The organism is Gordonia sp. 34D, from assembly GCF_056682775.1.
Genome location: NZ_CM155293.1, coordinates 975807 through 989167, shown reverse-complemented (window position 1 = coordinate 989167; position 13361 = coordinate 975807). Strand labels below are relative to the sequence as shown.

General features: G+C 62.1%; 6 protein-coding genes and 3 pseudogenes. 2 read left to right on the top strand and 7 right to left on the bottom strand.

Features of this window, described 5'->3' with window-relative positions; all coding sequences use genetic code 11:
* The first annotated feature begins 759 nt into the window (after positions 1-759).
* Positions 760-1082 (top strand): annotated as a pseudogene (locus tag AC1L34_RS04530) (SLATT domain-containing protein).
* An 11-nt stretch (positions 1083-1093) separates the two neighbouring features.
* Here AC1L34_RS04530 and AC1L34_RS04525 read toward each other — a convergent pair.
* A pseudogene (locus AC1L34_RS04525) lies at positions 1094-1531 on the bottom strand (TIGR02391 family protein); the annotation flags it as partial.
* Here AC1L34_RS04525 and AC1L34_RS04520 point away from each other — a divergent pair.
* Positions 1530-2789, top strand: a pseudogene (locus AC1L34_RS04520) (IS3 family transposase). The pseudogenes AC1L34_RS04525 and AC1L34_RS04520 sit on opposite strands and share 2 nt — an antisense overlap.
* 595 nt (positions 2790-3384) lie before the next feature.
* Here AC1L34_RS04520 and AC1L34_RS04515 read toward each other — a convergent pair.
* From AC1L34_RS04515 to AC1L34_RS04490, 6 genes are all read right to left on the bottom strand, one after another.
* On the bottom strand, positions 3385-5241 hold the full coding sequence (locus AC1L34_RS04515; RefSeq protein WP_480035147.1) for a hypothetical protein: 1857 nt from the start codon (positions 5239-5241) through the stop codon (positions 3385-3387).
* A 302-nt stretch (positions 5242-5543) separates the two neighbouring features.
* Entirely contained in the window at positions 5544-8405 is a 2862-nt protein-coding gene (locus AC1L34_RS04510; RefSeq protein ID WP_480035146.1) for an NACHT domain-containing protein, read from the bottom strand.
* 175 nt (positions 8406-8580) lie between these two features.
* Positions 8581-9288: a MerR family transcriptional regulator gene (locus tag AC1L34_RS04505; protein ID WP_480035145.1), complete on the bottom strand. Its 708-nt coding sequence runs from the start codon at positions 9286-9288 to the stop codon at positions 8581-8583.
* A gap of 1120 nt (positions 9289-10408) precedes the next feature.
* Positions 10409-11380 carry a zinc-ribbon domain-containing protein gene (locus AC1L34_RS04500; protein WP_480035144.1) on the bottom strand — a complete coding sequence of 324 codons (972 nt, stop codon included), beginning with the start codon at positions 11378-11380 and terminating at the stop codon, positions 10409-10411.
* A gap of 2 nt (positions 11381-11382) precedes the next feature.
* Entirely contained in the window at positions 11383-12282 is a 900-nt protein-coding gene (locus AC1L34_RS04495) for a hypothetical protein (protein ID WP_480035143.1), read from the bottom strand.
* On the bottom strand, positions 12279-13361 hold the full coding sequence (locus AC1L34_RS04490) for a TniB family NTP-binding protein (RefSeq protein ID WP_480035142.1): 1083 nt from the start codon (positions 13359-13361) through the stop codon (positions 12279-12281). The genes AC1L34_RS04495 and AC1L34_RS04490 overlap by 4 nt, the downstream gene beginning before the upstream one ends.

Here is a 13361-nt window from a genome sequence, read left to right as displayed (position 1 = left end):
CCGATCCATCGGGGTGAAGTCCGGGGGCCAGTCACAGTCGCGGTCCGTCACGCTGTCGGCATCGTTCCCATCCTGTCGGGGAGATCGCAGGAGAGCGTCGAGTGGATCGTCTCGCAAGATCACGAGACCATCGGCAGTTCGGACGCGACACCAGGTTAGTGGGCTGACGTGCACGGATGGGCGCCTCGCTCGAATCGCGCCAAGGAATCTGCGATCAGCCTCCGGCCACAAGGCATCGTCATCGACCGGTTCGTCGATGAACACCCCACTCGCCCGGGACACACCCGCGTCGTTCAACGCGTCCAACTCGCGCGTCGGAGCTACATGCACCAGCCCGCTAGTCGGCAACTCCAACGAGACCTCGTGAGCTGGACCTAGACGATCGGTTGATTCGGCGACGGCAACTATGTTCACGGCAACTCCGTTCGGCGACGACAACGACCTCGGGGCATCCATGTTCGTCCAATCGTGGTTTCAAGGCCAGGACCCGATGCTTGACAGTCTTGCTAGTCCATCAGTGTGGTCGCTCTCGGCTGGCATGTGATCGGTCGTCAGGATCCGTGGTCGTGAGCTCGCTCATCCGGCCATTGAGAGAGCGCTCTGCTCGGGAAATGTCGGTGCCTTCCTCCATACTCAGGTCAGCGCACTCATCGAGCGTTCGGTCCCTTGAGCGATCGGAACGAATTGACAGACGAGAGAGCAGGCGGCCCCGCCCGCAACCCCTACCTGCTGGCGCAGGTACGAGAATCCTTCGGGCGTGTGGTGTATAGCCACAAGGTCCACGAGAAGCAGGCGGACATTTGCTTCAGCAAGCACCGGTGGCAGCAGGGGTCCTCATCGCCCTCACTGCGATCAGCTCCGGCACCTTCCTGACTGCGGTCGTCGGCCTGTTAGGCGACCCGGTGCTGACCAGCTTCGCGACATCGTCCATCGCACTTCTGGTGACGTGGATCAGCCTTGGCGCGAAGACCATCAGGTTCGCAGACGAGTCCGACGCCCATCGCGGCACCGCCTCCGGGCTCTGGGACGTCCGCGACGCATCGTCGAACCGAACGGTCCAGTGGCTCGCCGGGTTCTTGTAAGCGCCGATCGCGCCAGCGAAGAGATCTGCTATTGCCTGCTGTTCTCCGCCCTCTGCGCCAGGATCGCGAAGAACGCCATCCCTCGGACTGAAGGCCATCCTCATCAGGGCCACTCCGAGGAGTTCGTTCGGTAGCACGGCGACGCGCCGCACCTCCACCTCCACGGCCTTCATCGCTGAGAAGGAAGCCGTCTCGTAGTCACCGAGCGCGAAGTTCGATCGAGCTGACGACAGCGCCGGATGGAGGGCGCCGGCAAGGCGGTCGTCCGCCCAGACCTTCGACAGTGCGTTGGGATCCTCCAGCAGATCCCTCCCACTGTTTGTGACTCGGCTCCAGCTGCTGCCCTGGGGATTCTTGGATGAGGGCCCAATGAGGGCATGCGACTCGAGCCATGCTGAACCGTCCTGGGTCTGGTGGAGACCGTGAACGCACCAGGAGAATGCGATCATGGCAGCACCACGAAAGTTCGATCAGGAGACCCGTGAGCGGGCCGTCCGGATGTACCACGACCGGCTGAAGGAGAACGATGGCGAGTCCAAGTCGGGTGCCCGCCGATACGTCGGCTCTCTCCTGGACATCAATCCCGCCACTCTCCGTAACTGGATCGACGCCGACGAAGCAGCGGGGTCGGGCGATGCAGAATCGGGCTCGAATGTCTCGGCTGAGTTGAAGGCTCTCCGGAAGGAGAATGCTGAATTGCGAAGGGCCAACGAGATTTTGAAGACTGCGTCAGCGTTTTTCGCTGCGGCGGAGGTCGACCGCCGACTGCGGTGATCGTCGACTATCTCGACGCTCACCGGGAACTGTTCTCCGGTCGTCCCGATCTGCCGCGTGCTCACCGAGCACGGCATGGCAATCGCCCCGTCAACCTATTACGCGCGCAAGAAGGCCGGCGCGGTCTCCGAGGCCGTCCTGGCCGAGGCCTACGCCGCCAACGCAGTGTTCGGGGTCTACGAGCGGAACCGCCGTGTCTACGGGGTTCGGAAGCTCTGGCACGCGATGTGGCACGCCGGTCATGCGATGGGTCGCGATCAAGTGGCCCGCCTGATGGCGGTCTGCGGCATCTCCGGCGCCGTTCGGGGCGCGCATCGCACCGTCACCACCCACTGTGATGATCGGGCACCGAGATTCCCCGATCATGTTGAGCGGCAATGGAACCGGCCGACGGCGCCGGATCAGTTGTGGGTGGCCGACTTCACCTACGTGTGGACCCTCGCCGGCTTCATCTACGTCGCGTTCCTCGTCGACGTCTTCTCCCGCCGGATCCTCGGGTGGCGGGTCATGTCGAGCAAGCACACCCCCTTGGTGACCAGCGTCGTCGAACAAGCCCTCTTCACCCGACGGAGAGGTGAATTCACTTTCACCCCAACAGGTTTAGTGCACCACAGCGACGCAGGCAGTCAGTACACGTCGATCGCGTTCTCTACGGAGCTCCGCGAGGCCGGGATCACCGGGTCGATCGGCTCCGTCGGCGATGCGCTCGACAACGCGCTGATGGAGTCGACGATCGGCTTGTACAAGACCGAGCTGATCGACGTCGAACGATCCCGGTCCTGGACCGGGCGGGCCGAGGTCGAGCGGGAGACCGCGGCCTGGGTGCACTGGTACAACACCGAGCGTCTGCACTCGTCGATCGGCTACACCTCGCCGACCGAGCACGAGGAGCGCTACCGTCAGAACGTCCCCTCGACACCCGAGGTGGCCTAATCCAGGTCTCCGACCGAACCAGGACGGTTCATGCCCAGGCATCCGAAAGGCGAGCCAGCATGGACTCAAGGTCGGTCGGCGCAGGCTGGTCGTAGCCGCGTCGTTGCTTGAACCCTTGAATCAGGTTCTTGAAGTTCGGCTCCGCTCCCAATGACCGGAGGAGCTTCAGACTCAGATCGGGAAGGGGAGTTGGCGAACGTCGGGTCGTAGGTCAGACCCATGCGTTGAATCTACGGCCTGGTCGTGGTCGCCGACGTCTGGTTAGACAGGGGTTCTTCGCCCTGCACCTTGCGGTGTGTGGCGATCTGTCGCTTCAGTCTGGCTACGCGATGCCCACTTAGGAGGATCCACTTAACTCAAGGATGCGCTGAGGCCACGCGTGGCGGGCCTCCAGCACTATTCCGCACGGATCGAAGCGGGCCCCATGGAGTGGACAATCCTGCGAAGTCTCTGTGTCGTTCCACTTGAGGGCACCACCGAATAGACGAATCGCACCTCCAATCAAGGACTCCGGTCTAACCGACTCCACTGACCGCGACACGCACGGCGGCAATAGAGGGACGTGCGACGTATTAGACCACGGTTCCGCCCAGTGTCACGGGCGGGTCGAATCGAACACCCAGCGTGCCATATTGGCGGCGAGACGAAGCCTCTGGCCGAATGTGAATGCAGTAGCCAGAACTGGTGTGGCGGGTTCCGGTTTCGCCTTGTCAGGGTTCGGCAGGCCCGGCATCAGGAGGAGGAATGCAGAAGCTCGGATCAGCAGGGCTGCGGTGACTCGGTCGATGTCGTAAACGAATCCGTGCGCGATGAGGTTGCGGTAGTTCTTGCCGTCCGAAAGGAGCAGCGTATCGAGGTATCGCACCCAGTCCTGGTCGAGTCCCTGCCGTTTCAGAAGCGGTAGAAGTGAACCAAGACCGAGGAACTGGCCGATCTTCTTCTTTTTCGCCTCCTCTACCCGATAAATTGCTTCGTCGAGGAGGAGGAGCAAGCGACGGGCACCGTTCTCGGTGAACGGCGTTATTAGGTGGGCGGCCTCTAGGTAGTCGCCGCGCCAATAGAGGTGCAATGCACGTGCCAGAATTAGTGCGTCCGGGGCATCGCAGGAGTAGTGCTTGCGAATCACCTCAGCGACGTCCTGCAGGTCCGTCGTGGCGCGGAGGCCTCCGATCCGATCGAGGGCTTCAGCCAGCAGGCCTCCGTGCACGAGAGAACTGATGTATTCGGCGTCGCGGATCGCCGGATCGGGAATCTCGTCTTGACTAGGTTCCAGGGTTTTCTGAGGCAGCCCATGCGCACCGAATGACCAGGTCGGCATGAGTGAAATAAGAACTGTGCCGGCTAGGCTGCTCCGGGTCTGTTTGAGGTTTGACTCGTACCGCCCTGACGGTGCATCGCTAGATAGCCAGGCGATGAGCCCTCGTCGCCAGCCGCTGCGAACGATCTGATTGGCGAAGGCTTCAACGAGATGCGGCGGGGGTGTGACGTCGAGCGAGATGCGCTCCCAGGGGAGCGTGGAGGTGTCAATCGCTTGTAGGGAGCGTGTGGCTTCTTCGCGAAGGTCGGCGATTCCGAATTCCGCTGCAAGGCGTGCCGCTTGTTCGTACCAATGCAGCTTCGTTGCGGCATCGTCGGTGCCGTCACCGGCGTCGAGACGGACCTGGACTCGCATGCGGCGCATGACGCTACGGACTGTTGGGTCGCTACCCCGCCGCAGAGTGACAATTTCGGCAAGCACGTCAATGTGATCCGCTGTTCCGTAGAGCTCGAGCGCGCGGTCGACGAGTGCGTCCAGGTCGAATCGATCCGGTCCACAGCAACGATGGGGCGCGGTGATGGTAGCCAAGGCGGGCAGGGTAAGACCGGGAATCAGTGCATTTCCGGAGCTCAGGTCAGCGGTGATCCGAGAGGCCACTGACTCACGCGCCGCCAGTTCTGATGCCGGGTTCTTGGTGCGCCGAGCAAGTGTCCACGCGCGAAGTGCACATTCGAACGTCGTCGGTACATCGAGTGCGGGTAGGTCTGCCGCTTCGAGGTAGCTGCCGAATGCCTGCAATGCGCGAGTACCTGCGTCGGAGTCTCTCGCGCAGAACAGGATGTCGTTGAGGAAGGCGGCCGCCAGGGGATGAGTCACGCCGTTGGCGAGGGCTCGCCACCACTCGGTGACGCCGTCGGGTGTGTCGAGGAGCGGACGCGGGTAGATCGTGGGTGGATCTGACGGTTGGACGAATGAAATTTCGGCTCCATATCCGTCTGATCCGCCATGATTGATCCGGATGTGATGGTGGAACAGATCGCACAGCTCGCGGGCGAGGGGAGAGCTCTCGATCCCAAGGTCCGTTACGACAGCCAGCGGAACCGAATGCAGCCCCTTTGCGTTAGCGCACGCAAGATCGATCGCCTGAGATATTAACGGCGTTGGGACGGTGTCGATTGTTGAGTCGGTGGTCACGTGTTTCCTAGATTGGATGTCGATGGCGTATTGATGGCGTGCGGGCTTCCCGCCCTGTTTCCGAGATCCCGCGCGACAGGTGAGCGCTTGCTGAGTGGTCCGCTTGGGGACTGTAGGCGACCGGATTCGAGCATCTCACCGAGGCTGGGTTCTCGACCATGCTTCCGAACACAGGGTCATGCTTGCTCTGCACTGGGCGGGCGCGGCTGCGGTTATCCTGATCACGACTGTGGACTTCTATCGGGCACCACTCCACACTGAGGACATCAGGTGCCGAATGATTCTCATTCATCCTCTGGGGGTTATTGACCCATGATCGGGATGAGGTGACCGACAGGGCGTCGCGAGTACTTGGATGCGGCCAATCGCGTAACCATGGCCGATGCAGCCCAGTCTTGAGAGTGATCAAGTGCGTCTAGACACGCTTTGAGAAGATCGGCGGCATCAGCGCTACCGAGAGCCGACTCGAGGTTGGGGGCCTGAGCGTTGATTGTGTCAGTTGCTGGCAGCAGGTCACCTCGGCGGGTTCGTGCGAGTTTCAGCGATGCTAGGTCGGTCATCGCGTCTTCGACGAGCTGTGCGTCGGGCGGTTCGACGGCGCCCGACAGCTCATCGAGCGTCGGGCGGAGGAGTTCGGCGACGGCAACGGTCTCTACGTCGCGGAAGTCGGATGAGCGGCGAAATGTCCACATATTGACCGCGTCTCGGAGGTCTTCCTTGTTGTAGGAGCCCGGGATTCGAGCTGAGCCGTAGCGACCGTGGTACATGAGGATCTGGGCGATCGCCTTCCGCTCGCCGGTAGCGGCTTGTGCTCTGGATATTTCGTTTCGGATGTGAGCACTGTCGAGTTGGTTTCTAGCGGCGGTGTTCTGCAAGGCGAGCGCCACAGTCCGAGGTTCTTGCGGCAGCGGGCCTTGCAAACAGCGTAGGACGACGTGGATGAGACGCCTCTGGTCGTTGGGACGGTCGGCAACAAGTCCGTCTTGTAGGAGGTACGCGGCGAGCTCAGGCCCAGCGGGACATAGCCAGGACGGCCAGTCGCTCGATTCATCACAATGCTCTACCACTTCGAGGAGCAGGTCTCGGCGGTGCCGATTGTCGAGAGCGAGCTTGCCGGCCCCGAACAGCCACGGGTTTCGCCAGTGCGGACTCAGCGCAGTCCGTTGGAGATTTGCGCGGGTCTGTTCGTCATCTTGGTCGACCAATCGGCTACCGGCCATCAGCTCTTGCAAGCTGCGTACGTCGAACGAGACGGTGTCGTCCTCGTCCGCGGTAAGTAGAACAAGTCGCTGGGTGGCAACGTCGAAGATCCTGCTCGCGAAAGCTGACGCACTGTCCTCGTCGTGCCCGTCTGCGAGCATGTACTCCTCCGCGAGGGCGGAGAGCTCGGTCCGCGGCATTCTGGCGACGACCTCGTCGGTCGTCTCACAACGAACCTGTAGAGATAGGCCAACGATCTGGTGCAATTCGATGATCGCCGCGCGGTGATCTCGAAAGAATGTCCTGTTAGCGGTGACCTTGCTCGCCTCCCGCTTGTAGACGGTCTCGAAGTAGGTCCAGAAGAGCTGGTACCGAGTCGTTGGCAGGGATGCCGAGCCGCCGAGGATGATCGTCATGATCAGTACTTGAAGCGGAGTCTTGAGGAGTCGTTCGATCGCAGGGTTCTTGATGGCTTGGTCGAATCGGTCGAGCACGCGTTCGCGGTGTGGTGCGTCATCCCTGAGGCGCTGCGAGGTGATGTGGTGGGCGTAGCGGACGGCCTCTTCGATGGTGAAGTCATCTAGGTCGATCTGCTTGAATTGCTCCGGTAACAACTGTTCGGTGTAGCCGGTGCGCCGGGTCGTGATGACCATCAATAGGTCTGAATCATTGGCGTCCGCCCAATCGAGGAGCTCGCCGATCTCGTCGACGACGCGGTCGCGGTGCTGCGGCATGGTGACCTCGTCGTATCCGTCGAAGATCAACAACGTGGGCCAAGCCTTCATCCAATTCGACAATGTGATCGGTTCGATCGACATCTCGGTGCTCTTGGTAACTGCGTCCGCCAACCAGCGCTTGATGTTCGGACCTCCAGACGGGCCCATATCATGGGCCATCTTGGCGAGATCGACTCTCAGTGGCCATCGAACGCTCTTCGGGCCGACCACTCCGATGCGTTCGAGGGAAGTGTCGGTGCGTTCGACGAGATCGATGATGGTCGCCTGGTTCGCTTCGTGGCGGACAAAGTTCGCACGGTAGACCTGGGTGACGTATTGCGCGATTGTGCTTTTTCCGTTTCCGGGCGCGCCGGTAATGACGAGGTGACGAGGTGCTGCGAGCTGCCAGTGTGACTTTCGGATGACCTGGTCTGCTCGCCCGAGGATCTCCGTGAGCACCGACGCCACTCTGCTTCCGTCGTGCTCGGCTGGCAGATCTACGATGGTGTTGTCGATCTGATGGCGGGCGTCGGGGGTATCGCCTGCTTCGTCGAACCGTAGCCACTGCTCGTGACGCAGCGTGCTCTGCGCGTGGTCGACGAGAATGGAGGACACCCGTTGCGGGTCCAGGGCACCCGGGCCCAACATCGTGAGGCGCGTAAGCAGATCTCCAACGGTTAATAGAGCGGGAAATGCGTCACGAATGCTGGTGTGAGCGGATACGAGGGCGTTCAACGTGTCACGGTGCCATACGTGTACGTTGCGGAGCCCGCGGTCGTACAGGCTCCGGGTCGTCTCACCGGCACCGCCGATCCGGGCCTCGTTCAGCTTCGAGTCGATGTACTTCTTGATCTGGTCGACGCCGCCGACTGTGTCCTCGGCCGATAGACGAGCGTTGGTCACAAACAGCAGGTTGTCGGGCAGTTTCGTCCGGCTACCGGAGGCCCAATCGTTCAACTCTGCTCCGACCTGGCCTTTGAGCCAAGACAGGTCCTGCGCGGGAGGACCAACGCGTTCGCGCTGTTTCGCCTGCACCACGGTGTAACCGGTCCAGCGTTGATCTGCGCCTATCGGTCCCTCGACATCCTCTGTCCACTCGATGGGACCGGTGTACGTGGCTTCACGGCCGCCATCCTTCCCGGATCCGAACACTTCAATGTGTGGTCCGAGTAGTTTTGCGGCCAGCGCGACTGCGAGCTGCTCGAATGCACGCGGCCCGAGTTCTTCGAACGCCCAGTCACTTGCCATAAGTGGCAACATACATGCCCGGATGCATTCGTATGCCGCCAGCTCACGGCACGTCATAACGACGACAGCTCACGGCGTTCGCCGTCAATCAGTCGAGTTGGGGCTTATTGCTGGACACAAACGACGGTCGGCGATTCAACCGGGAAGCCAAATGTGACAGCATACTTCCGCACGATCACTGCGCGTGCACGACGAACGCCGCGCAAATCAACTGCGACAGCAGGTCAGGATCGCTGCCGTAGTACAGCCACTGTACCGGCGACAGCGGTTCTCCCGCGTCCGTCAGGTCGGGACGCTGGGTGGTCATGAAGTAGGCGATCGCCGTCATGTGCGCGGTGTCGGGAAAGACGGGCGCGACTCGGTTCCAGCCCGGCAACTCCCTGTCTTCAGTGAACTGGAATGTTGGAAGTCGGTAGGTTGGTCCGACCCTGATGCCTAGGAGGGTGCGTTGGGTCAGTCGACGTCGGATTCGATCGGGCGTGACGCCGAGCAGTGCCGCGGCCTGATCGACTGTGAGCGCGGTTTTCACGAGGTCTCGCGTGCGCGCCATGGTGACAGTCGTTGCTCGCCGGTCGGCCGGTGGCATGTTCTCGACGAACGATCCGGCCGCACGCAGTGCTGTTTCCTGGTCTTCTGTGAGGAACTTGGACGCAGCAGGAGCGGAGACGTCAGGAAGTAGCTCGCACAAGACCGTAAGGGCGTCGACGAGGGGAACGTTCATCAACTCTTCGAGTCGGTGGAGTTCCGCGACGATCTGATGAAGGTCATCGGGGATGCGAGTCCCGCGTCGATCCGCTGCCTGGACGAGTTCGTCGAGAGTTCGCAAGCCCGTACTCAGGTCGTGCGTGTTGCCTCGTTCGCGAGGTCGAAGCGACTCGTTCATGACTCACTCCATTCGCAGTCTCAGTGATGTAGTCGGTCGCCGGCCAGTCTCAGAACAGGTGATCGTTGAGGCTGTTGCGGCGTCGCTGTGTGTTCACGCCACGGACCGGGTCCCTGGCTTCAGCGGAACCGTCGCGCGATCCTGCTCTCCGTGTTGTGGGGGATGGGACGTCGCGCGTGGTAGTCGGGTTACTTCCGGGATCAGTCTGTGGCGCCGGCGCGCCGCAATAGCTCCTGCGTTTCGCGTCGGCCCTCGACGTCACTTGGAGTACGCCCACCGCTAGCACGCAAAGGAGCTTCACTTTCGGCCCAGTCTGCGAGTTCGTTGAAGTAGTTCTGGTCGATTGGACTCATGCTTGATCCTTCTGAGGGGGTCGAACGACGGTGCGATACCGCGGTTCCAGTTGCAGCGTCATCCGCAGACTCTGGCGCCTCATGCGGATGCGTCGTTGCAGGTGGGTCGCGGCCTCGCACTCGACGTTCGCCCTAATTGTAGTCAGGTCGGGCCTGCTCGCCGGGCCCCGTTGGCATGCCGTACGCCCGTACACGGTGGGTAGTTCGATGTTGCCACCGAGCTCCGAGATCGGCTCGGCGGCCGACTCGTGGCCCACCTCGCGAGCGCTTCGACGACGAGGACTGTCGACGCGGTGATCGCCGGAGAGATGACTCTCGCGGCGGCAGATGGTGAGCGACTCCGCACAGCACCCTCGCTCGCTGAGCTACAGCGGCGACTTGGTGCGACCGAGCACCTAATTCAAGAGTGGTTTCAGGGCAGTAACCCGCGCCTGGACGATCACTCTCCGCCACGGGTGATTGTCGAAGGTACCCCTCAGCGCCTACTTGGCGCACGTCCTGGCATGAGCAGAATCCGAATCGGATGGCTCTAGGCCCGCCTATCGGGAGAGTCGACATCGGGACCTCTCATCGAGCCGACATACATGCTGAACTGGAGGAAGGTCTGCCACGCTGCGGTGCTGCTGAACCGTCCAAGGTGCTCGGCGAATTACGCCGCTCGGTATCGACGACCAAACCCTTGCTGCACGACCCTTGATGTGTCCGGTCAGTGAAGGATTGGCGCGCGACGTGAACGCGTGTCGCGCGCTCGTTCAGGGCAGTCGCGCTTATGCACGGACGTTGGCTGCCTCAACAGCGATGGACACGACGTGTACGCCCATACGTAGTTTCTCGGTGACGACTCGGATGGCAGCAGAGTGAGACGGTTGCCGTGGACGCTCGGCGACGTACATTGCAACCGCCTGCTCCTTCTGCGTATCCGTGTAGCGAGGCCTAGGACGCCCTTTGAGCGGGCTGACCTCACTGCGGGCCGGTCGAGGTCGATACCGTGAGCGCTTGACCTTGAAGTACGCGGCGCGCTCTGCGTCAGTCGGCCGAAGCCGCTCGTCAACGCAATGCTTGTGTGTGACAGGGTCGATCGGGGAGGCGAGGTAGCACTCGCGACAGCCGTTGCCCGTCGGGCCGATGCGCCTGCGGTTCGCCGGTGTCGCTTTGAACGCGTGACCTGCTGGGCAGATCCACCAATACTGCGTTTTGCTGCCCACGTCCACGTCGTGGGGAGTGCAGCCGTTTCGGTCGATGTCGAACTGGGCCGCGAGCACGGGATTTCGGGTGGCGAGGTCGCTGAAGCCACGGTTGAGGCGTTTGTGCTCAGCGCAGTGACATTCCCGACGATGCTCACTGACCATCTTTCCGAAAGAGGTGATGAACTCGTGTCCACGATCGCAACGCCATGTGGCGATCGCCCGCGACAGCATCGACACCGTCGCCGGCGTCGCCCCCGTCGGCCCGGGCCGTACAAAGCATCCTGATTCGGCTGGGTGCGTAGTCGCGAAGTCATTGACGCCCGGGACAATGACCTGATTGGAACAGACGGGACACTCAGTCTGTCCGGTGGCGTGGATCATTGCTTTTCGCTTGTAGACGTGGAACTTGTCGCAGATCATCCAGACGTGCGTATGTGAGTCGGTCGCGATCTCGTCCGGTCGTAGTCCGCCGTGGTGGAACCAGAAGGTGTGGTCGGCATCGATATCGGCGAGGGTCCGCTCTCCGGTGCCAGCGGGCATGCTGATACCCATCGTCAGGCTCCGAGGTTGAGGACGAGGTCGTGGTGCCAGACCGGAATCGGCGGGTTTGTCGGGCTGGCGTTGTAGTGACGGTACGGTCCGTGTGTGTGGAAGTAGCGGGCGATGACCGGTTTCAGGGCTCTCATGACCAGACTGGTCGCGTGGTGACGATGCTCAGGAATCGCGTTCGTGAGACGCTCATCGACGGCTGCTTGGATGTCCATGAAGGCCCGTGTGTCTTCGAGGATCGTGCGGAGCCAGGTTCCGTCGGCGAATAGGTCCATCAGTCCCACCGCCTCCGGGTAGGTGAGGATCTCGACCTGGAGATCCTCACGCAGGTGCGCGATGTGCAGGTTTGTTCGGCGTCGGATGAGGGTCTTCGGGTCTGTGTGCAGTGCCCAGTCCGCGGCGATTTGGCGGGCAGTGATGACGTTGGTCGCGCATCGTCCCAGTTCGTACTGTTGGAATCGGTGTTCGGCCGCGAGGAGTTCAAGGTCCTGGATGCGCACGTGGTGGTGCGGCGGTGTGCCGGGGCCGGCCCAGCGGTGGTGTCGTAGGCAGATCGTGCTGAGGTTGTGTCGGACTTGTTCGACGGTTTGCCCCTGGGCGCATTGCAGGCAGAGCCATCGGGGGCGGTCGATGCGATCGCATTCGAAGCAGCGCGGTTGGACCGCGAATGCGGTGGCCGCGTCGTCATCGCGCGTGATGGTTCCCGGAGACAGGGCACCGAGGTGTTCAAGGTTGCGCGTGATGATCTCGGCGCGTTGTGCCGCAGGAGTGTGAGCATCGCAGCGGGCCAAGGCCCGTGATGTGAGTTCCACGTCCAGGAAGTTGGCGGCGCATAGTCGGCGCAGGTAGCTGGACGCGGTTTCGAGGGGGTAGTAGGAGATGGGGTTCGGTACTGGGGCGATCATCGCCGTGCCCTTCTCAGGGTGGCGGCGACCTCGACGGCGGCGACGGGCTTGATCGTTCTGATCAGAGCGCTGTCGATGCGTTCTGAGCCGACGATGCCCATCTCGCGCAGGTCGTCCGTGGCCTCGTCCGGGATCGTGGTCGCGCGGATCGCGGCCGTCTGGAGGAGTTTGTTTAAGGCATTGATCGAGCCGCCAGTGCGCCGGTACAGCAGTGCGAGCATGCGCGGTTTGGTGAGCGTTCCAGGGCGGTGGCGAAGCAGCCGGAGGTTGGCCTCGAGGTCGCCGATTACGGCCTTCCACTCCGCCCGCGCCGGGCCCGGTTCGTTGGAGAAGGGATGCAGTTCGAGGAGTGCGCCGCGGCTGGCGATTTGGCTGCCGGCGTCACCGCTGAAGAAGCCGGAGGTCGTGAGGTTGACACCCATATAGATGTACGACGCTGTGGACAGGTCCAGGTACTCCTTCAGGAGATCGCCGGTCTCGATGTTGCTCATGGTTCGGGCGGTGAGGCGGTGGAGGTCGTCGATGATCACCAGTTGGACGCGGTTGTCGCGCAGTGCGCCAATGACATGTGGTTTCAGCTTTTCGTGAGTAAAACTCGGCGGATACGGGTGGTGCATGAAGGTCAACAGGGCCCTGTCGAACGCCGTGGGCGAACATCGTGCCGGTGTTGCGATGACAACGACGGGCACTTCGCCCGAGGAGAGGTAATCGGGGTGCCGGCGCTCGTATTGGCGCTCAAACTCGCGGCCGATCGATCGGCCGATCGTGGTCTTCCCGGCGCCGGCCGGCCCGGAAATGATGTAGACCTCGCGATCGTCGGGCCGGTAGCGGTTCAGTGCGGCCATGACGTGGACGTCGTTGAACGCGGAGATCATCGCTGACGTTGTGACGGTGTGGCTGCGACAGTGGTGTAGGTCGCGGTCGGCGCACCATTGGGTTTGTTCCTCGGATGTCAGTCGTTTGAAGGCCGCAACGGTCAGGATTTCGGGTGCGACCGGATGTCGGCGGACCGAGTCCCGGTGTCCGTCAAGGTCGTACACCGTCGTCGACGCCACGTCGAACTGCGCAGCTTGTCGCAT

What these genes read in the sequence shown, in the direction of transcription:
- AC1L34_RS04510 (WP_480035146.1), bottom strand. Translation starts at nt 8,405, where the DNA reads ATGGCAAGTGACTGGGCGTTCGAAGAACTCGGGCCGCGTGCATTCGAG.
- AC1L34_RS04505 (WP_480035145.1), bottom strand. Translation starts at nt 9,288, where the DNA reads ATGAACGAGTCGCTTCGACCTCGCGAACGAGGCAACACGCACGACCTG.
- AC1L34_RS04500 (WP_480035144.1), bottom strand. Translation starts at nt 11,380, where the DNA reads ATGGGTATCAGCATGCCCGCTGGCACCGGAGAGCGGACCCTCGCCGAT.
- AC1L34_RS04495 (WP_480035143.1), bottom strand. Translation starts at nt 12,282, where the DNA reads ATGATCGCCCCAGTACCGAACCCCATCTCCTACTACCCCCTCGAAACC.
- AC1L34_RS04490 (WP_480035142.1), bottom strand. Translation starts at nt 13,361, where the DNA reads ATGCGACAAGCTGCGCAGTTCGACGTGGCGTCGACGACGGTGTACGAC.